Source organism: Brevibacillus sp. FW301-21C12A (assembly GCF_058788915.1).
The window spans coordinates 122,446-149,253 of the sequence record NZ_JBYTBG010000005.1; the positions used below are offsets into that span (position 1 = coordinate 122,446).

The following is a 26,808-nucleotide window of genomic DNA, read 5'->3' on the forward strand; positions in this document are numbered from 1 at the left end:
GGGCGATCATTGAAACGAATCTTATTCGTCTGCACGGGAAATACTTGCCGCAGTCCGATGGCGGAGGCGATGTTTCGCGCCAAGACAGCCGGACAAGAATTTGAAGTACGCTCGGCCGGAGTGGCGGCCTACGCAGGCCAGCCTGCTTCTGCACACGCCCAGGCGGTGCTTGCGGAGCGGGGCATCTCGCATGCGCACGAGTCAAGCCAACTGGATGAGGCGCTGATCGAGTGGTCAGACCTCATTTTGACGATGACGAACAATCACAAGCACGCCATCCTGACTTTTTTTCCGGCGGCGGCAGACAAGGTGCATACGCTGCAGGAGTTTGCCGGAGTGGAGGGCTTGCAGGATATTGCAGATCCTTTCGGCGGAGCGCTGGAGGATTACCGCCGGTGCGCCGAGGAAATCGAGGAGTCGCTGGACAGGCTTTTGGAGCGGTTGATGGAAGTTCGTTTTCGTAAATAACGGGACATAGGAGGTGCTGGTTGGTAGCCAGGACCTTGTTTCTTGTGAGAGTACGAACATTTTTTAATCAATCAACCTAAATGTTCACTTTTTACTTACGGCTTTTTGATGTATAATGAGTGAGATCATGAAACAAGCGAGGGATGGCAGAATGAAAGTGGCGATTGCTGCAGATCACGGTGGATACAAGCTGAAAGAGGAAATCAAGACTCTGCTCGCCTCCATGAACATCCAGACGGAAGACTTCGGTTGCTCTTGCGAGGATTCGGTAGATTACCCTGATTACGCCTTGCCCGTAGCGGAAAAAGTGGCAGCAGGCGAGTTCGACCGGGGCATCCTGGTTTGCGGAACCGGCATCGGCATGTCGATCGCAGCCAACAAGGTTCCTGGCATTCGCTGTGCGCTGGTGCACGATACCTTTTCTGCACGTGCTACCCGCGAGCATAACAACACGAACGTTTTGGCTATGGGTGAGCGGGTGATTGGCCCTGGCCTGGCGTTGGATATCGTGAAAATTTGGCTGGAGACGGAGTTCCAGGGCGGCCGCCACGAGCGCCGTGTGGAAAAGATCACGCAAATCGAAGCGAAGCACGCGGGAGTGAAGTAAGTGGACCTATCCGCTATCGAACAAGAGGTTCGTCAGTTGGTGGAGGAAGTGGCCGGGCTGGCCGAGCTTCGGGCCGGACAGGTCATGGTGATCGGGTGCAGTACAAGTGAAGTGCTGGGCAAGCACATTGGAAAAGCCGGCAGCCGGGACGTGGCCGCCGCCATTTATCGCGGCATCCGCACTGTGCAGGAGCAGCGCGGCTTTGCTGTGGCCTTTCAATGTTGCGAACATTTGAACAGAGCGCTGGTGCTGGAGCGCGAAGTTATGGAACGCTACGGGCTGGAAGAGGTTTCGGTCGTTCCGGTGCCGACTGCTGGCGGCTCCATGGCTGCGCACGCTTTTACGCAGCTTGCCGATGCGGTTGTGGTGGAGCAGATTCGCGCCCATGCTGGCATTGATATCGGCGACACGTTGATTGGCATGCACCTGAAGCAAGTGGCCGTGCCTGTGCGCCCCTCGCAGCGGACTGTGGGAGAAGCGCACGTCACAGCCGCGCGGACTCGCCCCAAGCTGATCGGCGGCGCGCGAGCTGTCTATGAAGTTGTACCCCAAAATGAAAGCTGTACCTAAAAAGAATGTGGGACAAGCCCATTTTCAAGGAGGAGAATAAATCATGCTAGAATTTTTGCGTAAACAGGACCCGCAAGTATTGGAAGGCATTCAACTGGAGCTGGGAAGACAGCGTGACAAAATCGAGCTGATTGCATCCGAAAACTTCGTTAGCCGTGCGGTTATGGAAGCGATGGGAACGGTACTGACCAACAAATACGCAGAAGGCTATCCGGGCCGTCGCTACTACGGCGGTTGCGAATACGTCGACATCGTGGAAAACATTGCGCGCGATCGCGTAAAAGAAATCTTCGGTGCCGAGCATGCGAACGTACAGCCACACTCTGGCGCGCAAGCTAACATGGCGGTTTACTTCACCATTTTGCAGCCAGGCGACACTGTACTCGGGATGAACCTGTCCCACGGCGGCCACCTGACGCACGGAAGCCCTGTGAACTTCTCCGGTACGCTGTACAACTTCGTAGAGTATGGCGTAGATCAAGACTCCCACTTGATTAACTACGAGGATGTGCGCGCAAAAGCTCTGGAGCACAAGCCTAAGCTGATCGTAGCGGGAGCAAGTGCTTATCCGCGCACGATTGATTTTGCCAAATTCCGTGAAATCGCGGACGAAGTGGGCGCGTACTTCATGGTAGACATGGCGCACATCGCTGGTCTGGTTGCGGCTGGCCTGCATCCAAACCCGGTTCCGCACGCGCACTTCGTCACCTCCACTACGCACAAAACATTGCGCGGCCCTCGCGGCGGTCTGATCCTCTGCAAAGAAGAGTTTGCAAAAGCGATCGACAAATCCGTGTTCCCAGGCGTGCAAGGCGGTCCGTTGATGCACGTGATCGCGGCAAAAGCCGTTTCCTTTGGCGAAGCGCTGCAACCTGACTTCAAAGACTACGCAAAACGCATCGTGAACAACGCCCGCGTCTTTGCGGAAGCGCTGCAAGCAGAAGGCCTGACACTCGTCTCCGGCGGAACCGACAACCACCTCGTACTGGTTGACGTAAGCAAAATCGGCCTGACTGGTAAAGTAGCCGAGCACCTCCTGGACGAAGTGAGCATCACCACCAACAAAAACACCATCCCTTACGATACGCAAAGCCCATTCGTCACAAGCGGTATCCGCATGGGTACCCCAGCCGTCACCAGCCGCGGCTTTGACGAAGAAGCGATGAAAGAAGTAGCAGCCATCATCGCGCTGACCTTGAAAAACCCGGAAGACGCAGCCAAACACGACGAAGCCCGCCAACGCGTAGCCGCGCTGTGCCAACGCTTCCCGATGTACGAAGGCTTGACGATTTAATTTTCAAGAAAATTTCTCAAGCAGACAGACCCCGTGAGCAACCTCGCGCGGGTCTGTTTTTTGGCTTTCTTTCTGTCTTTTTCCTGACAAACAGCCACGCGGAGAAGACGGTTTCCAGGCGCCGCGACTTGCGAAGTCCGACCCAGCGGAGCGACGAAGCGCGGGAAAAAGGAACGTAACCCTAAATAAACTGCGAAGCGGCTACCACTTTTACGTTCCCCCGCGCTTCGTCGCGTAGCGGACAGTCAATCCCACAGCGGGACGTAGAATGAAGCCTAGCCTGGAAACCGTCTTCTCCCCACTACAGCCCCTCCCAGACAAAGAAAGAAAAAGTACGAAGATTAGACAAATTGACGGCGACTCTCTCCTTCGCTATGATGGAAAAGATGCATTGATAGGGAAACGGAGGAACGTACATGAGCCGTGTATATGTGTTTGACCATCCGCTGATTCAGCATAAAGTGACGTTTATTCGTGACAAGAATACAGGAACCAAAGAATTTCGCGAACTCGTAGACGAAGTAGCAACCTTGATGGGCTACGAAATCACCCGCGACATGCCGCTTGAGGAAACCACCATCGACACCCCGGTAGCCACCTGTAAGTCTAACGTGATTGCCGGCAAAAAAGTTGGACTCGTACCGATCCTCCGTGCAGGACTTGGCATGGTCGACGGACTGCTCAAGCTGATCCCGGCCGCAAAAGTCGGCCACGTGGGACTGTATCGTGACCCGGAAACCTTGCAGCCAGTAGAGTACTACGTCAAGCTGCCTTCCGATGTAGCCGAGCGCGAACTGATCGTGATTGACCCGATGCTTGCGACTGGCGGTTCTGCTGTCGCGGCGATTGCTGCGTTGAAAAAACGCGGAGCGAGAAATCTCAAGCTCATGTGCCTGATTGCTGCTCCGGAAGGCATCAAAATGGTGCAGGACGAGCATCCGGACGTAGATATTTACGTAGCTGCCATTGACGAATATTTAAATGACCATGGATACATTGTGCCTGGCCTCGGCGATGCGGGCGACCGCTTGTACGGCACAAAGTAGGCGGAGAGGGTATTCCAGATGAAAACAGTAAAAGTAATGACGGTATTCGGGACGCGTCCGGAAGCGATCAAGATGGCCCCCCTTGTGCATGAGCTGAAAAAGTACAACGGGCAAATCGAATCGGTCGTCTGCGTGACCGCCCAACATCGCCAAATGCTCGACCAGGTGTTGGGGATTTTCGATATTTCGCCGGACATTGACTTGAACATTATGAAAGACCGCCAGACGCTCGTTGATGTGACCACGCGCGCCCTGCAAAGTCTCGATGCGGCGATCAAGGAAGTAAAGCCGGATATCGTTTTGGTGCATGGCGATACGACGACTACATTCGTTGCGAGCCTGGCCGCTTTTTACAACCAGGTAGCGATCGGCCATGTGGAAGCGGGCCTGCGCACATGGGACAAGTATTCGCCGTTCCCGGAAGAGATGAACCGCCAACTGACAGGCGTGATGGCCGACCTGCACTTCTCCCCGACAAACGGGTCTGCTGACAACCTCAGACGGGAAGCGAAGCCGGAGGAAAGCATTTACGTAACCGGAAACACCGCGATTGATGCGCTGAAAACGACAGTGCGCGAAGATTACACACACCCGGTGCTCGACCGTGTAGGCGACTACAAACTGGTGCTGATGACGGCCCACCGCCGCGAAAACCTGGGCGAGCCGATGCGCCGCATTTTCCGTGCGGTCAGAAGACTGGTGGACGAGCATCCCGAGATTGCCGTCGTGTACCCGGTCCATCTCAACCCGGCTGTGCAGGAAGTAGCGCAGGAAATTTTGGGCGATCACGAGCGCATTATACTGATCGAACCGCTTGATGCGCTCGATTTCCACAACTTCGCCCGCCGTGCTCACCTGATCCTGACCGATTCCGGCGGAGTCCAGGAAGAAGCGCCGTCCCTTGGCGTGCCTGTTCTGGTGCTCAGAGATACAACCGAGCGCCCAGAAGGGATCGAAGCCGGTACGCTCAAGCTGGCGGGTACAGACGAAGAACAAGTTTACGCGATGGCACACGAGCTGCTGACCAACCAGGCAGCCTACGATGCAATGGCGCACGCTGCGAATCCGTATGGGGACGGAGAGGCTTCCCGCCGTATCGTAGAAGCGATCCTGCATCATTTTGGATTGCGTTCCGAGCGTCCTGAGCCGTTCAAGCCGGGGCAGTAATCATTTGCCCATACAGCCAAGAGTGACCCGTCCGGTATCGACTGCTATCATCCGGACGGGTTTTTCTGCTGTTTTGGCAGACTGACGATTTGGTTTGTTTTGCCAAAAGAGAATCTGCAAAATTGGCGAAACTATCCACTACTTCGGTGCGTCTAACGAATAGTTACCGACTTACATAGGGAACAGACAGAGTTTGGAAAATGGAGAGGAGTCACCAACATGAGAGCGCAAAGGATAGTGACGCTGCTCACGGCTACGACGATGGCCTGGGGAGCTTTTGTTCCGTTTGTGCCCCTTGCGACGAATGTCGCGCACGCCAGGGCGGAAACCAGTGCATTGAATATGGTGTGGCAAACCCCGATTGGCGAGGGGACCACTTTGCTCAAATATACGAAATCGTTTGCGAATCAGGTCGTGACCATCATGGTTACCAAGGTCGACCTGAACAACCCGTACGTGGAGGTCAAGCCCGTCTACGGGACCGCCGGCAAGCTGACGGAAAGACAGACCGTCACCCAGATGGCGCGCGAAACAGGCGCGGTTGCGGCGATCAACGCCGACTTTTTCAACATGTCCAAGCGGGGCGCGCCGTTTGGCATCGTAATAAAGGACGAGCAGTTGATTTCCTCGATGGGGCTGATCTCGTACTGGTATAGCCTGGGGCTGACCGGGGACAAGGTCGCGATCATCGACAAGTTCGGGTTTGGCGGAAAAGTCACCGCGCCGAACGGGGCTGTCTACTCGATTCAAGGCGTCAACAAAGAAGAGTACAATCCGAGCGACGGCCGCAAAAGCCACCAGAACCAACTGAACGTCTACACGCCTTCCTTTGGCAAAACCAGTCTCGGCGCAATTCCGGGCTACAAGGACGTCGTCGAGATTTTGTTCGTGGACAACGTCGCCAAGGAAGTGCGCGTCAACCAACCGGGAGTCTACATACCTTACAACGGATACGTCTTGTGGGGACACGGCGCGGCAGCGGCCTTCCTCAAACAAAATTTCCCGGTGGGCGCCAAAGCGACCATCGAGTACCAAACAACTCCGCAAACACTCGACCTGAAGCAAGCCGTCGGGGGCAACGTGCTGCTCGTGGATCAGGGCAAAGCTTTGACGTCGTTCCAGGCGGACAAGTCGATCACTTCTGTCAATGCACGCACGGCAGTGGGCGTGTCCCAGGATGGCAAGACGCTGTACATGGTCACCATTGATGCCAGCAAAGGCGTTTACCTGGACGAGCTGGCAAAAATCATGGCAGAGCTCGGCTCCTACCGTGCCGTGAATTTTGACGGTGGCGGCTCTACGACATTGGCTGCGCGCATGCTGGGCGAGACGCATGCCAACCTCGCCAACAAGCCGAGCGGCGGTGCCGAACGCCGCGTGCCGACCGGACTTGCTGTGTACAACACCGCTCCGCCAGGAGAATTGCGAGGATTCCAAATTGACGTGCCAGCGGACATCCTCATCGGCCAAACCGTGACGCTCAATGCCTCCAAAGGGTACGACACGCATTACCAGCCATACGCGATCAATCCGGCGAACGTCACGTGGGAAATCCCGCAAGCCGATGCAGGAACAGTAGAGGGACAACGCTTTACGCCAGCCCGCTCCGGCCAGATTACACTGACGGGTCGCCTGGGTAACGTGGCGCAAAACAAAGAGGTGCACGTCATTGCGGGCAGCGAAGTCCAACAAATCGTCGTCTCCCCGAATCCGGTCACGATCGCACCGGGACAAGCCGTGACGCTTGATGTGAAAATCAAGACGAAAAAAGGAGCGACGATTCAGGCGACGCCGCTCAGCGTCAAAGCGAGCGTAGACTCCGCAGTCGCTACCGTCAACGACAAGCTGCAGTTGATAGCAGGAAGCGAACCGGGAAATGGACACCTGACGATTGCGTATGACGGTGTGTCGACAACCGTTCCGTTTGCGGTCGGTCAATTCGAACAGCCATGGCTGACATTTGACAACCAGGTCGGCATGTACCACGCGGCCAACCCGAGCAGCATCAGCTCGGCAGGCTCGTTTGCGCTCGTTCAGGACCAGGTGTTCCGCACGAAAAAAGCGGCGAAGCTCGTCTACAACTTCTCCGGAGCGCCAGCGAACAACATGCGCATCTCTTACGGCGTGCTGGGCGCCCAGCCTGTCGCCATCCCGGGCAAGCCGCTCGGAATCGGCTTGTGGGTAAACGGGGACAACAGCAGACATTGGCTGCGCGCAGAAGTGCTCGATGCCAACGGCAAAACTGTCTACGTCGATCTGGCCAAAGAAATCGACTGGACAGGCTGGAAGCAGGTAAAAGGCTACTTCCCGAGCAACGCCGCCTATCCGTTGAAGCTGAAGAGCATCTACGTAGTCGACCAGCCGAACGACGGCATTACGCATGACAAAGGAACGCTGTACTTCGACGAGTTCTCGCTCCTTTTGCCAAACCAGACAGGCCAGCCGGGCAATGCGGTTGTCGTGCCTGAGCTGCCGGGCAGCACGTCGCTGGGCGCGGAGCTTGACCTTGCCTACTCGTTTGAGAAAACCGCTCCGTTTTTGGACAGCGCTTTGGTGGAAATCGACTCGATCGTCAACCAGCAACTGCCCGGGTATGTCCCTGCGGACTACTCGTTCACGATCAAGCCGGGAGAGCGTAAGGCAGGCACGGACGATGCGATCTCGACTTCCCCGATCAAGCTGACGCTTGTGCCGAAGAAGTGGATTGCCGGAAAAGGAGTCGGACTTCTGTACGTCAACGAAGTCAATCAGACGCTCGACCCGCTCCTGGGCAGCATGAACGCGCAAGGGCAGTGGGTATATGAAGTGAACAGCTACGGCAAATACGTTCCGTACTACATGGACAATGCAGGACTGGGAAGCCCGGCGTTCACCGATATCGCCAACCACCCGGCCAAGAAGGAAATCATGTTTATGGCCGAGAACGGCTACGTCAAAGGATTGACGGAAACGAGGTTCGGACCGGAAACTTCGCTTACCAGAGCGCAATTCGTCACCTTGCTGGCACGTACGTTCCACTGGGAGCTGCCCGACTCGCCGAAGCTCAGCTTCAAGGACAAGGTGCCTGCCTATGCGCAGGGAGCGGTCCAGGTGGCCGTTGCCAAAGGCCTGGTAAAAGGCTACGAGGACAAGACGTTCCGTCCGGACCAACCTGTGACGAGGGCAGAAGCGGCTGTCATCCTGGACCGTCTGGTAAACAAAAAGGGAGCGGCCAAAACGGTTTCCGACAAAGGAACATGGCCGTCCTGGGCTGCCTCGTCCATCACCAACATGGTTGGGCTCGGCCTGATTGATCCGGTCAGCGGAAAATACCAGCCGAACAAGCCGACGACCCGCGCGGTATGTGTCGTGGCGCTCTATCGCATTTTGCAGCAAACCAAATAAAGCGCACAAAGCAAAGACTATGCTTCTCCAATCACGGGGGAGCGTGGTCTTTTTTTGTTTCCCGCTCCAAAGAAAAAATCGTTGTCAAAAATGGTAAACAGAATTAACATTTTAGTTAACAAATATATGTTAACCAAGGATGTGATTTGGTTGTTACATACTTATGACTATGACGAGCTGGCGCAAAAGAACAAGCAATTTTTGTGGCATCCATTTACGCAGATGAAAGACTACAACGCGCAGGAGCCTTTGATTATTGCCAGAGGCGAAGGGGTCAAGCTGATCGACGTCAATGGCAAGGCGTATTACGACGGCTTTTCTTCCGTATGGCTGAACGTTCACGGCCACAATGTCCCCGAGCTGAACCAGGCGATCATGGAGCAGCTATCGCAAATCGCGCACTCGACTCTGCTGGGAATGGCAAACGTGCCGTCCATCCTGCTGGCCGAGCAGCTTGTGCGAATCGCTCCGCCTGGACTCAGCAAAGTGTTTTACTCGGACAACGGCGCGACTGCGGTAGAAATCTCCCTGAAAATGGCGTTCCAGTATTGGCAAAACCGCGGGCAGACGGGCAAGCATTCGTTTATCACGATGAACAACGCCTACCATGGCGACACGATCGGAGCGACCAGCGTGGGCGCAATCCCGCTGTACCATCAGGTTTACAAGCCACTGTTGTTTTCTCCGCACGTCATCCCTTACCCGTATCCGTACCGGGATGGAGGCGAACAGGCGGCCATGGAAGCAACCTTGAGCCAGTTGGAGAGCTTGCTGCAGCAAAAAGCAGGCGAGATTGCCGCCATGATTGTCGAGCCTGTCGTCCAGGGAGCCAGCGGAATGATCGTCATGCCGGACGGCTGTTTGAAACGGATTGCCGAGCTTTTGCGCGCGCATGACGTGTTGCTGATTGCGGATGAGGTGGCGACAGGCTTTGGACGGACGGGAAAAATGTTCGCCTGTGAGCACGACGGCGTAGTGCCAGACATCATGGCCGTTGCCAAAGGGCTGACCGGAGGCTATTTGCCTGTAGCCGCCACGCTTGTTACCGAAAACATCTACGACGCTTTTTACGCGGACTACGAGGAACAGAAGACGTTTTTCCACGGCCACTCGTTTACCGGGAATCCGCTCGGCTGTGCCGTAGCGCTGGAAAACTTGCGGCTGATGGAGGAGCGAAGACTGGTCGAGCAGGTGGCAGAAAAAGCGGTCGGTCTAAAGCAGCTTTTGCAGCCGCTAAAGGCAGAGCCGCACGTCGGCGATATCCGGCAAAAAGGCTTGATGGCAGGAATCGAGCTGGTCCGGGACAAGCAAACGAAGGAGCCGTACCACTGGAACGAGCGCATCGGCGTCCGCGTCTGCCAGCGGGCGAGAGAAAAAGGGCTGCTGACCAGACCGCTGGGCAATGTGATCGTCTTCATCCCGCCGCTTGCCTCCAGAATGGGCGAGATTGCGGAAATGGTGCAAATTTTGGCCGAATCCATCCGCGAGGTCACGCTGGAACAAAAGGAGCAGGAAGTGCGATGACCAAGCCATTTGCAGGATTGTTCGTTGCCGGGACGGATACGGATGTGGGCAAAACTGTCGTCACCGCTGGAATCGCGGCGGCGTTGCGCGAGAGAGGCTGCGATCTCGGCGTGTGGAAGCCCGTTCAATCCGGGGCGTTGGCGCATGAGCAGACGAGCGATGCTTTTCGCTTGCGGGCCTGGAGCGGTGTAGAGGACTTGTGCGAGGAAATTGCGCCTCTGGCTTTTTCCGCGCCGCTGACGCCCTGGCTGGCAGCACAAGCCGAGGGCAGGACGCTCGCGCTCGACGAAGTGGTTGCGGGCGGGCATTCCTTGATGGCGAAGCACGACTGGCTGCTGGTAGAGGGGGCCGGCGGGCTGGCAGTGCCTCTGACGCAAACGGAGATGATGATTGACCTCGCCGTCAGGCTGAACCTGCCGCTGTTGCTGGTCGCCCGCGCAGGGCTTGGCACGATTAACCACACGCTCTTGTCGGTCTGGTATGCGCGCTCCAGGGGGCTTGAGGTGGCCGGCGTGATTTTAAATGAAGCAGCCCCCGCAACGGCGACCGACCAGAGTATCGCCACGAATGCCGCGATGATCGAGCGTTACGGAAATGTGTCTGTCTGGGGAGTGCTGCCGTACATGGGCGGAGCGTTTACCCAACAGCAATTGGCTGAATCGGTGAGGGCGCATGTGAACGTGTCGCCTGTCGAGAGTGTGCTGAAAAAGCAAACTATTAAAGGGGAGATACAAGGATGAACAAGACGGTTGCCGTGAACTGGAACGAGTATGCAGAGAAGGCTGTGCAAAAGGAAGCGCTGACGCAGGAGGAGGCGTTGCGCATCTTGCAAGCGCCAGACGATGAGCTGCTGCCGCTATTGCACGCCGCTTTTCAGGTCAGGAAGCACTTTTTCGGGAAAAAGGTCAAGCTGAACATGATCCTGAACGCCAAAAGCGGCCTGTGCCCGGAAGATTGCGGGTACTGCTCGCAGTCGATCGTCTCCACGGCTCCTGTAGCCAAGTACACCATGCTCGACAAAGACACGCTGCTGGCAGGAGCGCGGGAAGCGCTGAACCGGAAGGCAGGGACGTACTGTATCGTCGCTTCCGGCCGTGGTCCGACCGAAAAGGAGCTGGGCCAGGTGATCGAAGCAGTCAAAGAAATTCGCGAGACAATGCCGCTGAAAATATGCGCTTGTCTCGGCATCCTGAGCGACGAGCAGGCACAGCGGCTGAAGGAAGCGGGCGTGCATCGCTACAACCACAACCTGAACACAAGCCGCAACCATTACTCGGCGATCACGACGACCCATACATACGATCAGCGGGTGGAAACCGTCGATACGGTGAAAAAAGCCGGGATGTCACCGTGCTCTGGCGTCATCGTCGGCATGGGGGAGAGCGACGAGGAGATCGTCGAGATGGCATTTGCCTTGCGCAGTCTGGATGCGGATTCGATCCCGGTCAACTTTTTGAATGCGATTCCGGGGACTCCGCTGCAAAACCAGGGCCGCACGCCTGCGCAAAAGGCGCTGAAGGTGTTGGCGCTGTTCCGCTTCGTCTGCCCTGACAAGGAAATTCGCGTGGCAGGCGGACGCGAGGTGAATCTGCGCAGCTTGCAGCCGCTGTCGCTCTACGCGGCCAATTCGCTGTTTGTCGGCGACTATTTGACGACGCCGGGCCAGGAGATTTCCAGCGATCACAAAATGATCGAAGACCTTGGCTTCGAGATCGAGCTATGTGCGCTGTAGGTAAAGAGGTGTGGCACATGAAACGCAAGTACGAATGGCTGGAGGCGGAGTGGAGCCGGATGCGGGAGCAGTCGCTGGACAGAACGTGGCAGACGGTTGAACCGATAGCCGAAGCAGGCGGCGCATGGATTCGGGTTTGCGGGAAAAAGCTGCTGAATTTGTCCGCCAACAACTATCTGGGGCTTGCTCATGAAGAGCGAATCGTGGAAGCGGGCGAAAAGGCTGCGAGAAAATGGGGCGCAGGCGGCACTGCTTCCCGCCTCGTGCTCGGCAACTACCCGCTGTACGACGAACTGGAGCGGCGCCTGGCCGAGTGGAAGCAGCGCGAAGGAGCGCTCGTGTTTGCCAACGGCTATCAGGCGAATACGGGAGTGATCGCGGCACTGGCAGGCCGGGGCGATGTCGTTTTTAGCGATCGGCTGAACCACGCCAGCATCGTCGACGGCATCATCCTGAGCCGTGCCGAGCACGTCCGGTATCGGCACAACGATCTGGAGCATCTGGAGTTTTTGCTGCAAAAGCATCAGGGAGCGAGACGAAAATGGATCGTGACGGACAGCGTGTTTTCCATGGATGGCGACAAGGCTCCGCTGCTTGCTTTGGCCGAGCTGCGCGAGCGCTACGGCGCCCTGCTCATGGTCGACGAGGCGCATGCAGGGGGAGTGCGCGGGGAACAGGGCCAGGGCTTGTGCCACGAGCTGGGGATGGCCGATCAGGTAGATGTGCTCATGGGCACGTTCAGCAAAGCTTTTGGGGTGTACGGCGCCTACGTCTGTGCCGATCAGCCCGTGATTCGCCTTCTGCGCTCGAAGGCCCGCTCGCTCATTTACTCCACCGCTCTGCCGCCTGCCGTCATCGGCTCGACGCTTGCAGCTTTGACGCAGATCGAAACGGACACGTGGAGAAGGCAAGCTCTCCGGCAAAACGCGAGTTGGTTCCGCCAGAAACTGCGCGCGAGCGGCTTTGCCGTAGCAGATGAGGACACGCAAATTATCCCGCTGGCGATAGGAGAAAACGAGCGGGCGCTGCAATTCAGCCAGAAGCTTCTGGAGCGCGGGATTGCCGCTGTCGCCATCCGTCCGCCCACCGTTCCGGACGGGACGGCGCGCATCCGCTTTACCGTGATGGCGACGCATACGCCGGATGAGCTAGCGTGGGCCGTCCAGGAGCTGGCTGCCATTCGTGATGAGCTGGACGGGAGGGAGGCGCTGTGACACCTGCGATACTTTGGCTGACGGGCTGGGGGATGCCGGATTCGTGCTGGGAGCAAGTCCGTCGACAGCTTCCTTGTGCGTTGCACCTGGCACCGGACTTTTCGCGCGTGTCCCGTCCGGAAGAGTTTTACGAGGCAGTAGAACAGACAGCTCGCTCTGTCGCCGGAAAAGAGCTGGTTGTCGTCGGATGGTCCATGGGCGGGCTGCTGGCGCTCAGGCTGGCTGCTTCGCGGCCCGTAGCAGGACTGGTTCTCGTCGGTGCGACAATGCGCTTTGTCCGCGAGTCGGCAGAGCGTGACCGTGGCTGGGGCGCAGCCGTGCTGCAACGGATGAAACGCCTTTTGCCAAAAGACCGCGAGCGGATCATGGCCCAGTTCGCGGAGCAGATGCTGACGGCAAAAGAACGCGGGCAAAACCGGGTGGATACGGGAACAGCCGGGGCGCAGTGGAGCCAGCAAGCGCTGCTCGCGGGTCTCGACTACCTGGCAAGCGAGGACTGTCGGCATAAAGCGGCGTCACTCTCCTGTCCTGCCGTCGTCATTCACGGAACAGATGACCTCATCTGTCCGCTGGCAGCGGGCGAGGAGCTGGCAGGCGCGCTGCCGGCTGCTGAGTTTGTGCGGCTGCAAGACTGCGGCCACGCGCCCCACATTTTTTACCCGGACGTGGTCGGGACAGCGGTAACGAGGATGGTGAAGCAGATTGCACAGAAACACGGTCAAGCATCGGTTCAGTAACAAGGCAGCCTCCTATGAGCAGTACGCCATCGTGCAAAAGGAGATGGCGAATCGACTGAGCGCAATGGTTCAGACGGCTATTCCCCGGGACGCGGTCGCCAGCATCCTCGAGGTTGGCTGCGGCACAGGGGGGCTGACCCGTCTGATTCGGAGCCAGTACCCCCATGCCGATTACGAGGCGATTGACCTCGCAGCAGGGATGATCGCGCAGGCACAGGCCAGTCTTGCCCGTCTCGGCCTGACAGGAAGCTTTTACCAGGCCGATGCTGAGGAATGGGTCTGGACGCAGCCGGCGGCGTGCAAAGACTTGATTGTATCAGGAGCCTGCTTCCAGTGGTTTTTTCGTCCCGAGCAGACCATCCGTGGCTTGTGCCGCTTGCTTGCGCCAAACGCTCCGCTCTATTTTTCCACCTTCGGGCCGGACACCTTTTGCGAACTGCACGATTCGTTTGCCCATGCCCACGCCAGTCTGGGCGAAAAAGGGGTACGGCACGGTCTGTCGTTTCTATCGGCGGAGCAGTGGCTGTCCATGCTGGAGGCGGCGGGAATGAGTTCCCTGCGGGCAACGACGCAAAAGGTGGTGCTGGCCTATCCGGGCGTTTCGGACTTTTTGCACGCGGTCAAGGCAGTAGGCGCCAATGCGAGCGAGGACAAGAGTGCGGGACTGGGCCGAAGGAGGCTGCTGCTGGCGATGATGGACTATTACGAGAGGACGTACGGCGGAGAGCATGGCGTGCGGGTTACCTACGATCTGCTCTACATCAGCGGGGTTCGCCAGCCGCGTCCGTAAGCGGGCCGCATCGGCACTGCCAAGGCAGTCCAATCGCCACCAAACGGGTAGCCGCCCAGATTGCCAAAGCGTGATCGTGCGCTTGAGTAGCACGATCACGAGCACGCCCGTACGCGTATAGAAAAAACGTCTTCCGCTTTTTGCAGCGTTTCCGGAGGCAAGACGCTTTTTCTGCCGTGAAAACGATTTCTTAGCAGGAATCCGTACAAAAATATGGAATTTTAAGAAGGTTGGCTATCCTGTTCATTCGAGGAGTGTATGGAAGATGGGTCAAAAGGAAATCGTTATCGCAAGCGCAGTGCGCACGGCTATCGGCAGCTTTCAGGGCACGCTTGCTGGAATCAGCGCGACAAAGCTGGGCGGAATCGTCCTCGAAGCAGCTTTGGAGCGCGCAGGTGTGTCCAAGGATGCAGTCGATGAAGTGATTATGGGGAACGTGCTGTCCGCAGGTCTGGGACAAAACCCTGCTCGTCAGGCTGCCATTCAAGCAGGCTTGGCGCACGAGGTGCCATCCTTGACGATTAACAAAGTATGCGGCTCAGGACTGAAAGCCGTTCATTTGGCTGTGCAGGCGATTTTGAGCGAAGACGCCGAGGTCGTGCTGGCAGGAGGCATGGAAAACATGAGTCAGGCCCCTTACTTGCTGGAGGGAGCGCGCTCCGGGTACCGCATGGGTGACCAGAAGGTGGTCGACACGATGATCCGCGATGGTCTTTGGTGCGCATTCAACGACTACCACATGGGAATCACGGCTGAAAATCTGTGCGCCAAATACGAGATCGGACGGGAAGAACAGGACGAGTTTGCGGCGTGGAGCCAGCAAAAAGCCCAGAAGGCTCTGGAAAGCGGCCGTTTTCAGGACGAGATCGTGCCCGTTCCGATTCCGCAGCGCAAAGGCGATCCGGTGCTGTTTTCCGTCGACGAGTTTCCGCGTGCCGGCGTGACAGCAGAGATGCTCGCCAAGCTGAAGCCAGCCTTTAAAAAGGACGGAACCGTGACAGCGGGCAACGCATCCGGCATTAATGACGGCGCGGCGGCCCTGTTGATTATGACCAGGGAAAAAGCGGAAGAACTGGGCGTCAAGCCGCTCGCGCGCATCGTGGCCAACGCCAGCGCAGGGGTCGATCCGAGCATCATGGGCTACGGGCCTGTTCCCGCGACCAAGCGCGTTTTGGAGAAGGCAGGACTGTCATTGTCCGACATGGATCTGATCGAAGCGAACGAAGCTTTTGCCGTCCAGTCGCTGTCTGTGGGCAAAGCGCTCGGCATCGACCGCGAAAAGCTGAACGTTAACGGGGGAGCGATCGCGCTAGGTCATCCAATTGGCGCAAGCGGGGCGAGAATTTTAGTGACACTTGTTCACGAATTGCAAAAGCGCGAAGGGGCAAAATATGGTTTAGCAACCTTGTGTATCGGCGGCGGACAAGGGGTTTCGACGATTGTTGAAAAAATGTAGATTTTCAATTGTGAACGCTTTGTGTACAGAACAAGACGAACGTTGACAAAGGGAATAATTCTTCGTTAATATGGATGAGGGCAAAGGGGCACTTGACACCAGCCCTCTCCTTATGTATGAAAGGAGAATGTTGTTCCGTGTCGAAAATTGATAATCCTTGGCGAGCCATCACGTTGGTCACTCTGATTGGTGTCGATATGGCCGTTTGCGTGGTTGCGGGAGTCTTTCTGGGAAAATACCTGGATGGCCTTTTCGCTACCAATCCGTTGTTTTTGATGGTTGGACTGCTCGCGGGATTAGGAATAGGCGTGTACAGCGTCTACCGCATCATTCGCGGTTACCTCTAGGGAGATGGGACATGCAAACGTTTTCTTCGGCAATGCGATACACGTTTCGCTATGCCTTTTTCTGTATGGCAATCGCCGCGATACTCTGGGCGCTGTTGCCATCCTATCGTTTCTTTTTGCAAAGCCTCCTGCTCGGGATGGCTGGCAGTCTAGTGAATGGCACGGTCCTCTTCAGCAAAACTTGGCGAATTGGCCAGATGGCTGTTGATCCAGGCGTGCGGCCCAAAGGGACAGGTATGCTGCAACGATTGGTCGTGGCAGGCTTTGCTGTCTTTTTAACTATGCGCTTCCCTCATTTGTTCGGACTGGCCGGAGTGTTGATCGGCTTGTTCCTCTTTCAGATTCTCAGCTTCCTTTTTGTGTATCGCTCCTTTAAATAGATAGTAGAATTCTTTTTACACATGCACGCTAAGCAATATACTCGCGCGGAAGAAAGGGGTGAAATACATGCATTATTCTCTGCGATTTGAATGGTTGGGCATGGTATTTGACATCTCCACTATTCTCATGATTTTGGTAACCTCTCTGGTGGTGCTTTTGCTCTGTATCGGGATGACTCGCAACCTGACCTCCGCTACTCCAAGCGGCGCGCAAAACGTGATGGAATGGATTGTAGACTTCGTAACCGGTATTACAAAAAGCTATATCTCACCGAAAAAGGCTGCGGGTTTTGTCTCGCTGGCGCTGACTTTGTTCCTCTACATCTTCCTGGGAAACCAACTGGGTCTCGTATTTAACGTAAATACAGCTCACCACAACAGTCCTGACCATCAAGTAAGCGAAAAGGTTAAAGACATGTTGACGGCTTCTACGAGCGAAGAGGCGAAGCAGCAAAAGTTGGCTAAGCTTGAGGAAGAGCTGAACTCAACCGATCCGCATTCACACGGTGTTGTCATCGGCTGGTGGAAATCGCCAACCGCAACTCCGAGCGTAACTTTCGCTCTCGCGTTCATCGTGTTGCTGTACGCTCACTACTTGGGCATCAAGAAGAGCTTCGGTGGATGGTTGAAACATACATTCCTGAATCCGATTCACATTCTGGAGGAGTTCATCATCAAGCCGCTGACGCTGCCTTTGCGTCTATTCGGTAACATCTTTGCGGGTGAGGTTTTGATCGCCTTCCTCTTGGGTGTAGGGATCTTCGGAAGCATTCCGCTGTTCCTGTGGCTGGGCTACTCCGTGTTTGTCGGCTCCGTACAGGCATTCATTTTCACTACGCTGGCGATGGTTTACCTGTCTCAGCAAGTGAATGAAGATCACTAATCAGCATTTCCCCGATTTTATATTCGCTTTTCACAACACTAAGGAGGTTTTTAAACAATGGAAGGTTTGGCTCTTGCAATTGGTATCGTATTTGGTCTCGCTGCTCTTGGCGCAGCAATCGGTAACTCCCTGGTAATCTCCCGTACAATTGAAGGTGTAGCTCGTCAACCAGAAGCACGTGGTAACCTCATGGGTCTCATGTTCCTGGGTCTCGGTCTGGTAGAGGCGGTTCCGATCATCGCTGTAGCGATCGGTTTCATTCTCTTCGGTCGTATGTAGTCAGCGAGCAATTGGTAACAATAGGCGGGCGCTTGATACCCGCCTCTATTTTTGAGCGAGTGGAGGCCTATGCTTTCATTCGACAAGAAGTTTGAAGCTTCGCCGCAAACGTGAAGCCAGTTTTTTGGCAAAGAGCGGTTCATACCGTGATGATACATCTTTCTTTTCGCAGGAAGGAGTGAAACGAATGCTCGACTTTGGAGCGGTGTCCCTGGAGTGGGGAACGCTTTTAACCCAAGCAATTGTGTTCTTGTTGTTGCTCTTGCTGGTTCGTAAACTTGCCATGGGCCCGATCGTTGGCATCATGGAAAAACGTCGTCAGCATATCGAAAATCAAATTTCATCGGCTGAGCGCAACCGTGCGGAGGCAGAGGCTCTCTTGGCAGAGCAACGCCGCGTACTGGACGAAGCTCGCGCTGAATCCAAAGCCATCATCGACCGCGCTACCAAGCAAGCGTCTGATGAAGCAAGCAAAATCGTGGCAGAAGCTCAAGCTGCATCCGAGCGTATGAAAGCGGACGCAAGCGCTGAGCTGGCACGTGAAGTAGAAAAAGCAAAACTCGAACTGCGCGAGCAAATGACAGGTCTTTCCGTTCTCTTGGCTTCCAAGATTATCGAAAAAGAACTGGACGAAGCAGCGCAAAAGTCTACTGTTGACAAATTCCTCGCTCAAGTAGGAGATCGCCTATGAGTAGCGCAGTAGGAAAACGTTATGCTCGCGCTCTCTTTGAAGTAGCGAGCGAGCGTGGCAAGATCGATCAGGTGGAAGCTGACCTTGGTGCGATCGTGCAGGCTGTGGAAGGCAACGAAGATCTGAAAAAGATCATACAGCACCCGCACATCGCGGCAGATGCAAAGGGCAAACTGGTTGAAGAGTTGTTCAAAAGCCATGTAGGGGAAGAGAGCTTCAACTTCCTGAACGTCCTGATTGACAACGGACGGGAAGTTCAACTGTCGGACATCTACAGCTCCTTTGTACAATTGGCAAACGAAGCGCGTGGCTATGCAGATGCTGTCGTCACAAGCGCAAAGCCGCTTTCTGAACAAGAACAGGCGGAGCTCGCTGACAAGTTCGGACAAACGGTAAATAAAAAGCTGCGGATGACAACGGTCGTAGACCCTTCGATTCTCGGCGGCATTATTATCAAAATCGGCGACCGTCTGTACGATGGCAGCCTGAAAACGAAGCTGGAAACCTTTGCGCAAAAAGCGTAAAGCTCGGTCTTTTAAGAAGTTGGATGAATGGGGTGAATTAAGTGAGTGCAATCAGACCAGAGGAAATTAGCTCCCTCATCAAAGAGCGGATCGCTAATTTTAAATCTGAAATCGAAGTTGTAGATGTAGGCACAGTCATCCAGGTAGGTGACGGTATTGCCCGCGTTCACGGTTTGGAAAAGGCCATGCAAGGGGAGCTCCTCGAGTTCCAAAATGGCGTAATGGGTATGGTACTCAACTTGGAAGAAGACAACGTGGGTGTCGTTATTATGGGACCTTTCCGCGACATTAAGGAAGGCGATACCGTAAAACGTACCGGCCGCGTTATGGAAGTTCCAGTAGGGGAAGCGCTGCTCGGCCGCGTAGTAAACCCGCTGGGTCAACCAATCGATGGTCAAGGCCCTATCGCAAACGACGGCTACCGCCCGATCGAGAGCCCAGCTCCTGGCGTAATGGCGCGTAAATCCGTACACGAGCCGCTGCAAACAGGTATCAAAGCGATTGACGCGATGATCCCGATTGGCCGCGGACAGCGTGAGTTGATTATTGGTGACCGCCAAACTGGTAAAACAGCAGTGGCGCTCGACACGATCATCAACCAAAAAGGCAAAGACATGATTTGTATCTACGTAGCGATCGGTCAAAAGCAATCGACCGTTGCGAACATCGTAGAAACCCTGCGTAAAGCAGGCGCTCTGGATTACACCATCGTCGTTTCCGCTACAGCTTCCGACCCAGCGCCAATGCTGTATCTGGCTCCTTATGCTGGTGTTACTATGGCTGAGTACTTCATGTACAAAGGCGGACACGTTCTGTGCGTATACGATGACCTGTCCAAACAGGCTGCTGCATACCGCGAAATGTCCCTGTTGCTCCGTCGTCCTCCAGGCCGCGAAGCGTATCCTGGTGACGTATTCTACTTGCACTCCCGCTTGCTGGAGCGCGCTGCGAAACTGTCTGATGACCTGGGCGCAGGTTCCATTACTGCTCTGCCGTTCATCGAAACCCAAGCGGGTGACATTTCCGCGTACATTCCAACCAACGTGATCTCCATCACGGACGGTCAGATCTTCCTGGAGACAGACTTGTTCAACGCAGGTCAACGTCCAGCGGTTAACACTGGTCTTTCCGTATCCCGTGTAGGTGGTTCCGCGCAAATCAAGGCGATGAAAAAGGTAGCAGGTCCGCTCAAGCTTGAGTTGGCTCAATACCGTGAGCTTGCAGCGTTTGCTCAGTTCGGTTCCGATCTGGACAAAGCTACCCAGGCTCGTCTGACCCGCGGTGAGCGCTTGATGGAAATCATGAAGCAAGGCCAGTTCGATCCAATGCCAGTTGAGAAGCAAGTTGCTTCCATCTACAGCGCGACTCGCGGCTACCTGGATGACATTCCAGTAGCAGATGTACGCCGCTTTGAGAAAGAGCTGCTGTCTTTCCTGGATTCCAACAAACCACATCTGTTGGAGCACATCCGCACTACGAAAGACCTCCCAGATGAAAAAGAACTGAACGCAGCGATCGAAGAGTTCAAAAAAGGCTTTTCGGTAACTCGCTAATCGTTAACCTGATAGACATCAGATGCATGCCGGGCCAATAGCCCGGGCATGCGTTCTCAAGGTGGTGAAAACGAGTGGCAAAAGGAATACGTGAGATTCGACGCAGTATTAAAAGTACCAAAAATACGCGCCAAATCACGAAAGCGATGAAAATGGTGGCGGCTGCGAAGCTCCGCCGCAACCAGGAGAAGGCTGAGGCAGCACGTCCTTACGCTGACAAGATCCAGGAAGTGATTGCGGGCATTGCGAGCGGAACATCTGGTTCCAAGCATCCGATGCTGCAAAAACGTCCGGTGAAAAAGACTGGTTACATTGTCATCACTTCGGACCGTGGACTTGCTGGCGGATACAACGCCAACATGCTTCGCAAAGTGGTTACCACCATCAGCGAAAAACACAAGTCCAAGGACGAGTACGGCATTTTTGTAATCGGACGCAAAGGGCGCGACTTCTTCAGCAAACGGAACTATCCGCTTTTGGAAGAAGTAACGGGTCTGCCAGCCAGCCCGGCCTTTGCTGATATCAAGAAAATTGCCGGTGCGGCCGTCCAGATGTTCGCGAACGAGCAAATCGACGAGCTGTACCTGTGCTACAACAAGTTCCAAAGTGCAATTTCGCAAATACCTACCGTAAAACAATTGCTGCCACTGGAAGCTCCCGAGAGCAACGATGTGCGCACAATCAATTACGAGTATGAGCCGTCCTCGGAAGAAGTTCTGGCTGATCTGTTGCCAAAATACGCGGAAACACTGGTGTACAGTGCGCTTCTGGAAGCGAAGGCTTCCGAAGAAGGTTCCCGTATGACTGCAATGGGCAACGCGACAGACAACGCAACAGATATGATTAACCGTTACACGTTGATCTACAACCGTGCCCGTCAGGCAGCGATTACGCAAGAGATTTCCGAGATCGTTGCAGGTGCAAACGCACAAGCGTAAGTGGCAGCGAATAGCTCCCAATTTAGCTTTACAGGAGGGAAGAAGTAAGATGGCGAATGGACGCGTGGTTCAGGTAATGGGTCCAGTTGTTGACGTCGAGTTCGACCGTGGACACCTGCCTGCCATTTACAATGCGATCAAGATTCAACATAAAGCACAAAGCGCTGGCGAGCGCGACATCGACTTGACAGTTGAGGTTGCGACTCACCTGGGTGACAACCTGGTTCGTACTGTTGCGATGTCTTCTACCGACGGTTTGGTTCGCGGTATGGAAGCCGTTGACACAGGTGCGCCTATCTCCGTTCCAGTGGGTGCGGTAACCCTTGGACGCGTATTCAACGTATTGGGAGAGCCGATTGACCTGCAAGACCTCGGCCAAGTAGATCGTCGCGACCCAATTCACCGCAAAGCTCCTGAGTTCGTAGACCAAGCAACTACTGTTGAAATCCTGGAAACAGGGATCAAAGTAATTGACCTCTTGGCTCCGTACATCAAGGGTGGTAAGATCGGTCTGTTTGGTGGTGCGGGTGTAGGTAAAACCGTTACCATTCAAGAGCTGATTAACAACATCGCGCAAGAGCACGGTGGTATTTCCGTATTCGCTGGTGTAGGGGAGCGTACCCGTGAAGGTAACGACCTGTACCACGAGATGAAAGACGCAGGCGTTCTGCCGAAAACCGCGATGGTATTCGGTCAGATGAACGAACCGCCTGGTGCGCGTCTGCGCGTAGCGTTGACTGGTCTGACAATGGCGGAGTACTTCCGTGATGAAGAAGGCCGCGACGTTCTTCTGTTTATCGACAACATCTTCCGCTTTACTCAAGCGGGTTCCGAGGTTTCCGCTCTCTTGGGCCGTATGCCATCTGCGGTAGGTTACCAGCCAACACTGGCTACCGAAATGGGTCAGTTGCAAGAGCGCATTACCTCCACCAAAAAAGGTTCTGTAACGTCCATTCAAGCGATCTACGTACCAGCGGATGACTATACTGACCCGGCTCCTGCGACTACGTTTGCTCACTTGGACGCGACTACTAACCTGGAGCGTTCCATCGCTGAGTTGGGTATCTTCCCTGCGGTTGACCCACTCGCATCCACTTCCCGTGCTCTGACTCCTGAAGTAGTTGGTCAAGAACACTACGATGTGGCTCGTGGCGTGCAAAAAATTCTGCAACGCTACAAAGAACTGCAAGATATCATCGCGATCCTTGGTATGGACGAGCTGAGCGACGAAGACAAGCAAGTCGTTGGCCGCGCACGCCGCATTCAACGCTTCCTGTCCCAGTCCTTCCACGTTGCCGAGCAATTTACTGGTAACCCAGGCCAATACGTACCATTGAAAGAAACCGTTCGCAGCTTCAAGGAAATCCTCGAAGGCAAGCACGACCATCTGCCAGAGGGCGCGTTCCTGTATGTAGGAACCATTGAAGAAGCGGTAGAAAAAGCGAAGAAAATGGCGTAAGACACCCTGGAAAGGGGAGACGAGTAAGTGAGTAAGATGACAGTTGAAGTCGTAACTCCTGAACGGGTTGTCTACAGCGGTCAGGCTGAAATGGTCATTGCTCGCGGCGTTCAAGGGGATCTCGGTATTTTGCCGAACCACATGCCGCTGGTAAGCCCGCTGAAAATAGCGCCGGTTCGGATCAAGACAGAAGGCGATAACGAAGTAAAGATGGCTGTAAGCGGCGGCTTCATGGAAGTGCGCGGCGATAAAGTAACCATCCTTGCTGAAACGGCTGAATTGCCGGGAGACATCGATGTTGAACGCGCGAAGGCAGCGAAAGCTCGTGCCGAAAAGCGTTTGGCTGAGAAATATGCCGAACTCGACGTCCAGCGCGCAGAGCGTGCGCTACAGCGTGCGATGGCACGTCTCGACGTAAAGAAGTAAGCGTAAGCTTGATATCCCCGCGCCCATGTGGCTGCGGGGATTTTTCGGTTGCACGGCATGTATGGTTATACATGCTTGCGGGGCATGATATTTCCAGTTGGTAATTGCCTATCGTTTCTGTGTATAATAGACCTAATGCCCTGCCGCCGGACGTGGTTTTGTTGCGACAGCATAAGGTGCGGCACTGGCTTTTGGAATTAAAGGAGAGTGTAACTGATGCAAACCATTCGCGATATTCGCCACAATCAGGATGGCGTAGTGATTCCTAGCGGCTTTACGGCCAACGGCTGGTCGAGCGTGCTGTCTCATGAAATGAATGTCCTGTTCCAGTCCCTGTGTTTTGTCGTCACAGAGTACGAAACAAAAGCGGAGATGGAAAAAGGACTCGATGAAATCGAAGCATTGAAAGGCACGTTTTCCGAGCCTGTGAAGGAAGCTTTTAAATCAGAAGCGGACTACGAGGGCTATGTCAACTTGCTGAACCGCTTCAAATCGTTCCTGAAACGCTCCGACTACGATTATCCGACATCCCGTGCGGAAGCGATCCAGCTTTTCGTCAAATGGGGTCTGGTCATAGACAACGAGGATGCGTGGGATATACCGATCCATCCGTTCCCAGATGCATCCCAACTGTTCAAGCTGAGCGAGGTGGAATCGCTGGCTTTGGCGCATGTGAAGCTGGAAGCGCTGGTGCACCCTATTTTCAGCCGCCTGGTCATGATGCTGCATGAACGCGAAGAAAACACGTTCAGCATCTCCAAGGCAGAAATGAAAGAAATGCTGAACACAAACGATCAAATGCTTGCTGAAGTATTGATTAAGCTGACTCCGTACATGGAAGAAGCGATTGAGAACATGCTGGAGCTGCCAGACGATGAGAAGCTGAACTTCACTATCGTATGGGAGCGCATTTACGAGGACTTCCTCGGTCAGCAGTTTTCAAGCAACGTTCAATAATCAACGGAATAAGAGAGCCAGACGGGCATATTCGTTTGGCTATTATATGATGCTGGAAAAACTTAGGGAGATTTCTCTGAGTTTTTCCCTTTATATGGCACTACAGGAAGGCTTTCGTTAGACACCTAATTGGCAATTTGATATAATGATAAAGGTATTTTTTTCTAGCAGTATCGGGCTGCGACAACGTTCATACCTTCATCTGCGATGCTGCGAGCAGTACCCCTTTGATGAAGTGATTACTTCTTCCGGAGGGCAGCGCAAGACAGATTCAAATCTTTCTTACGAGCGGAGGGAACGTGGGTGAATGAGATCTATACCAACAATTATGTTATTGTCGCGATCTTTTTGATTCTGGGTGTGTTGTTGCCCGTTGCTACGGTCAGTTTCGTTGGTCCACTACTGCGTCCAAAGAAACCGACACGGGAGAAGCAAACCACATATGAAAGCGGTAACATTCCTGTTGGTGACAGTTGGGTACGCTTCAACGTGAAGTATTACATTTTCGCCCTCATGTTTGTCATTTTTGATGTAGAAACGCTCTTTCTGTACCCGTGGGCCGTCGCTTACAAAGAGCTGGGGCTGTTCGCCCTGGTCGAGATGGTCATCTTTATATCCTTGCTGGTAGTAGGGTTGATTTACGCGTGGAGAAAGAAGGTGCTGGAATGGAACTAGATCTGACAAGCATTGCGCCTGAATTGCAAGAAGAACTCGATCGCAACGTCATGTTTACGACATTGGAAACGGTAAAAGGCTGGGTCCGCAGCAACTCGCTCTGGCCGCTGACTTTTGGTCTGGCCTGTTGCGCCATCGAAATGATGGGAACAGGTGGAGCGCGTTACGACCTGGACCGGTTCGGCGTGATCTTCCGGGCATCGCCAAGACAATCCGATGTCATGATCGTCGCTGGAACCGTCACGAAAAAAATGGCTCCGCTGCTGCGCCGTTTGTACGATCAGATGCCTGAGCCGAAATGGGTGATCGCCATGGGGTCCTGTGCGACGGCGGGAGGCCCTTACGTACGCTCGTACAGCGTGGTCAAAGGTGTCGATCAGATCGTTCCTGTCGACGTATATATTCCGGGCTGTCCGCCTAACCCAGCGGCCCTGATTTACGGAATCAACAAGCTCCAGGAAAAAATTCGCTACGAAGCGAAGACTGGGAAGCGGGTGACCAGTCAATGAGCGACGAAAAACGCAAGCCAACGCCGGAGGAAAAAGCGAAGGCCGCCGCTGAAGCCCGTGCCAAGGCTGAAGCTTTGCGAAAATTAAGAGAACAGGAAGGGCAGGCTCCACAGCCGGAACCGGAAGCCGAGGAAGCTCCCGCGCAAGCCCAAGCAGCAGAATCGCAAGCAGAGGCCGCAAAGCCCGTCTCGGAAATGACGCCAGAGGAAAAAGCCGCTGCGAAAAAGGCAGCCGCTGCTGAGGCAATCGCAAAGGCCAAAGCCGCGAAAGAAGCCAAAGAAGCCCGAACAGAACCGACAGCGCCGCAGGCAGAAGCCGAGCCAGCACCAGCCGCAAAGCCCGTCTCGGAAATGACGCCAGAGGAAAAAGCCGCTGCGAAAAAAGCTGCCGCTGCTGAAGCTTTGGCGAAGGCAAAAGCTGCGAAAGAAGCCAAAGAGGCTGCCCAGCAAGGTGATGCTGCTCCGACAGCAGACGGTGCCGACGCGGATGCGAAAGCAAAAGCGGCTGCTGCCGCAAAAGCCAAGGCCGCAGCCGCGGCAGCAGCGAAGGCGAAGGCCGCCAGGGAAGCAGGCGGGCAAGCAGCAGAAGGCGGGGATGACGACGCCAAGGCAAAAGCAGCAGCCGCTGCAAAAGCCAAGGCCGCAGCCGCAGCAGCAGCGAAGGCGAAAGCTGCGCAGGGAGATGCTCCGGCTGCGGAGGAAGCGCCAAAAGCTCCTTCCAAAAATCAGCCGTATCTCGACAAGTACGTGCAGCGTATTACAGAAGTGTTTGGCAAGGAAGTACTGGAGGCCGCCTACATTAACGAGCTGGGCAAGGAAGTCCCGACGCTGGTGATCCCGGTAGAGCGCTGGCATGAAATCGCCCGGTTTCTGAAGGAAGACGAGCCGCTGGCATTCGATTACTTATCTGATTTGCACGGTGTCGACTATGAGGACCGGATGGAGGTTTACTACCACTTCTACTCCTACAAAAACCGACAAAGTTTGGCTGTAAAAGTCAAAACAAACCGGGAACAGCCATCTGTCCCGTCTGTCATGGATATATGGCATGGCGCAAATTGGAACGAGAGAGAGACCTTTGACTTGTTGGGGATTCATTTCCCGGGACATAACGATTTGCGTCGAATTTTGCTGCCGGATGATTGGGTAGGCTATCCGCTGCGAAAAGACTATGTGCAATACGACGAGGAGGTTTAACA

The 26,808-nt window shown here is 54.9% G+C and carries 28 protein-coding genes; all 28 read left to right on the top strand.

The annotated features are described in order from the left end of the window. The first annotated feature begins 9 nt into the window (after nt 1-9). Complete coding sequence (locus AC3WQH_RS05470) at nt 10-468, top strand: low molecular weight protein arginine phosphatase (protein ID WP_327920814.1); 459 nt, start codon at nt 10-12, stop codon at nt 466-468. Between the two features lie 151 nt (nt 469-619). Further along, nucleotides 620-1,075, top strand: coding sequence for a ribose 5-phosphate isomerase B (rpiB, locus tag AC3WQH_RS05475; RefSeq protein ID WP_005827786.1), 456 nt, complete (start codon nt 620-622; stop codon nt 1,073-1,075). Beyond that, nucleotides 1,076-1,645, top strand: coding sequence for a TIGR01440 family protein (locus tag AC3WQH_RS05480; protein WP_007786072.1), 570 nt, complete (start codon nt 1,076-1,078; stop codon nt 1,643-1,645). 43 nt (nt 1,646-1,688) lie between these two features. Continuing rightward, entirely contained in the window at nt 1,689-2,939 is a 1,251-nt protein-coding gene (gene glyA, locus AC3WQH_RS05485; protein ID WP_005827782.1) for a serine hydroxymethyltransferase, read from the top strand. A 416-nt stretch (nt 2,940-3,355) separates the two neighbouring features. After that, the gene (gene upp, locus AC3WQH_RS05490; protein ID WP_005827780.1) at nt 3,356-3,985 is read left to right on the top strand and encodes a uracil phosphoribosyltransferase; all 630 of its coding nucleotides are present in this window, start codon (nt 3,356-3,358) and stop codon (nt 3,983-3,985) included. Nucleotides 3,986-4,003: 18 nt separating this feature from the next. Continuing rightward, on the top strand, nt 4,004-5,152 hold the full coding sequence (gene wecB / locus AC3WQH_RS05495; protein ID WP_005827778.1) for a non-hydrolyzing UDP-N-acetylglucosamine 2-epimerase: 1,149 nt from the start codon (nt 4,004-4,006) through the stop codon (nt 5,150-5,152). A gap of 219 nt (nt 5,153-5,371) precedes the next feature. Beyond that, on the top strand, nt 5,372-8,536 hold the full coding sequence (locus AC3WQH_RS05500) for a phosphodiester glycosidase family protein (RefSeq protein WP_492331934.1): 3,165 nt from the start codon (nt 5,372-5,374) through the stop codon (nt 8,534-8,536). Between the two features lie 126 nt (nt 8,537-8,662). Beyond that, entirely contained in the window at nt 8,663-10,060 is a 1,398-nt protein-coding gene (bioA, locus tag AC3WQH_RS05505) for an adenosylmethionine--8-amino-7-oxononanoate transaminase (protein WP_197187436.1), read from the top strand. Beyond that, the gene (gene bioD / locus AC3WQH_RS05510; protein ID WP_007786062.1) at nt 10,057-10,800 is read left to right on the top strand and encodes a dethiobiotin synthase; all 744 of its coding nucleotides are present in this window, start codon (nt 10,057-10,059) and stop codon (nt 10,798-10,800) included. The genes bioA and bioD overlap by 4 nt, the downstream gene beginning before the upstream one ends. After that, the gene (bioB, locus tag AC3WQH_RS05515) at nt 10,797-11,792 is read left to right on the top strand and encodes a biotin synthase BioB (protein WP_290426047.1); all 996 of its coding nucleotides are present in this window, start codon (nt 10,797-10,799) and stop codon (nt 11,790-11,792) included. The genes bioD and bioB overlap by 4 nt, the downstream gene beginning before the upstream one ends. A 17-nt stretch (nt 11,793-11,809) precedes the next feature. Beyond that, on the top strand, nt 11,810-13,006 hold the full coding sequence (gene bioF / locus AC3WQH_RS05520) for an 8-amino-7-oxononanoate synthase (RefSeq protein ID WP_492331935.1): 1,197 nt from the start codon (nt 11,810-11,812) through the stop codon (nt 13,004-13,006). Beyond that, a complete protein-coding gene (locus tag AC3WQH_RS05525; RefSeq protein ID WP_005827767.1) occupies nt 13,003-13,743 on the top strand; it encodes an alpha/beta fold hydrolase in 741 nt (246 codons plus the stop codon). The genes bioF and AC3WQH_RS05525 overlap by 4 nt, the downstream gene beginning before the upstream one ends. Continuing rightward, a complete protein-coding gene (gene bioC / locus AC3WQH_RS05530; protein ID WP_005827765.1) occupies nt 13,709-14,533 on the top strand; it encodes a malonyl-ACP O-methyltransferase BioC in 825 nt (274 codons plus the stop codon). The genes AC3WQH_RS05525 and bioC overlap by 35 nt, the downstream gene beginning before the upstream one ends. A 265-nt stretch (nt 14,534-14,798) precedes the next feature. Further along, nucleotides 14,799-15,989: an acetyl-CoA C-acetyltransferase gene (locus AC3WQH_RS05535; protein ID WP_005827763.1), complete on the top strand. Its 1,191-nt coding sequence runs from the start codon at nt 14,799-14,801 to the stop codon at nt 15,987-15,989. A 137-nt stretch (nt 15,990-16,126) separates the two neighbouring features. After that, nucleotides 16,127-16,336, top strand: coding sequence for an AtpZ/AtpI family protein (locus tag AC3WQH_RS05540; RefSeq protein ID WP_005827760.1), 210 nt, complete (start codon nt 16,127-16,129; stop codon nt 16,334-16,336). Between the two features lie 11 nt (nt 16,337-16,347). Then, nucleotides 16,348-16,716, top strand: coding sequence for an ATP synthase subunit I (locus AC3WQH_RS05545; protein WP_007786055.1), 369 nt, complete (start codon nt 16,348-16,350; stop codon nt 16,714-16,716). Nucleotides 16,717-16,783: 67 nt separating this feature from the next. Beyond that, entirely contained in the window at nt 16,784-17,599 is an 816-nt protein-coding gene (atpB, locus tag AC3WQH_RS05550; RefSeq protein WP_007786053.1) for a F0F1 ATP synthase subunit A, read from the top strand. Between the two features lie 57 nt (nt 17,600-17,656). Then, complete coding sequence (atpE, locus tag AC3WQH_RS05555) at nt 17,657-17,878, top strand: F0F1 ATP synthase subunit C (protein WP_005831752.1); 222 nt, start codon at nt 17,657-17,659, stop codon at nt 17,876-17,878. Between the two features lie 187 nt (nt 17,879-18,065). Next, nucleotides 18,066-18,569 (top strand): F0F1 ATP synthase subunit B, encoded by a 504-nt coding sequence (gene atpF / locus AC3WQH_RS05560; RefSeq protein ID WP_005831754.1) that lies wholly within the window; start codon nt 18,066-18,068, stop codon nt 18,567-18,569. Further along, on the top strand, nt 18,566-19,093 hold the full coding sequence (locus AC3WQH_RS05565) for a F0F1 ATP synthase subunit delta (protein ID WP_005831756.1): 528 nt from the start codon (nt 18,566-18,568) through the stop codon (nt 19,091-19,093). Before atpF ends, AC3WQH_RS05565 begins: the two co-directional genes overlap by 4 nt. A gap of 41 nt (nt 19,094-19,134) precedes the next feature. Next, complete coding sequence (atpA, locus tag AC3WQH_RS05570; RefSeq protein WP_005831758.1) at nt 19,135-20,646, top strand: F0F1 ATP synthase subunit alpha; 1,512 nt, start codon at nt 19,135-19,137, stop codon at nt 20,644-20,646. A gap of 74 nt (nt 20,647-20,720) precedes the next feature. Beyond that, a complete protein-coding gene (gene atpG, locus AC3WQH_RS05575; RefSeq protein WP_327953483.1) occupies nt 20,721-21,584 on the top strand; it encodes an ATP synthase F1 subunit gamma in 864 nt (287 codons plus the stop codon). Between the two features lie 49 nt (nt 21,585-21,633). Beyond that, the gene (atpD, locus tag AC3WQH_RS05580; RefSeq protein ID WP_005831762.1) at nt 21,634-23,043 is read left to right on the top strand and encodes a F0F1 ATP synthase subunit beta; all 1,410 of its coding nucleotides are present in this window, start codon (nt 21,634-21,636) and stop codon (nt 23,041-23,043) included. 27 nt (nt 23,044-23,070) lie between these two features. Continuing rightward, nucleotides 23,071-23,469 carry a F0F1 ATP synthase subunit epsilon gene (locus AC3WQH_RS05585; protein WP_007786048.1) on the top strand — a complete coding sequence of 133 codons (399 nt, stop codon included), beginning with the start codon at nt 23,071-23,073 and terminating at the stop codon, nt 23,467-23,469. Between the two features lie 216 nt (nt 23,470-23,685). Then, nucleotides 23,686-24,426, top strand: a complete 741-nt coding sequence (locus AC3WQH_RS05590) for a DUF6042 family protein (RefSeq protein WP_005831767.1) — start codon at nt 23,686-23,688, stop codon at nt 24,424-24,426. Nucleotides 24,427-24,729: 303 nt separating this feature from the next. Next, the gene (locus tag AC3WQH_RS05595; RefSeq protein ID WP_005831769.1) at nt 24,730-25,101 is read left to right on the top strand and encodes an NADH-quinone oxidoreductase subunit A; all 372 of its coding nucleotides are present in this window, start codon (nt 24,730-24,732) and stop codon (nt 25,099-25,101) included. Beyond that, entirely contained in the window at nt 25,092-25,610 is a 519-nt protein-coding gene (locus tag AC3WQH_RS05600; protein WP_005831771.1) for a NuoB/complex I 20 kDa subunit family protein, read from the top strand. The genes AC3WQH_RS05595 and AC3WQH_RS05600 overlap by 10 nt, the downstream gene beginning before the upstream one ends. After that, nucleotides 25,607-26,806, top strand: a complete 1,200-nt coding sequence (locus AC3WQH_RS05605) for an NADH-quinone oxidoreductase subunit C (protein WP_492331936.1) — start codon at nt 25,607-25,609, stop codon at nt 26,804-26,806. The genes AC3WQH_RS05600 and AC3WQH_RS05605 overlap by 4 nt, the downstream gene beginning before the upstream one ends. Nucleotides 26,807-26,808: the final 2 nt, after the last annotated feature.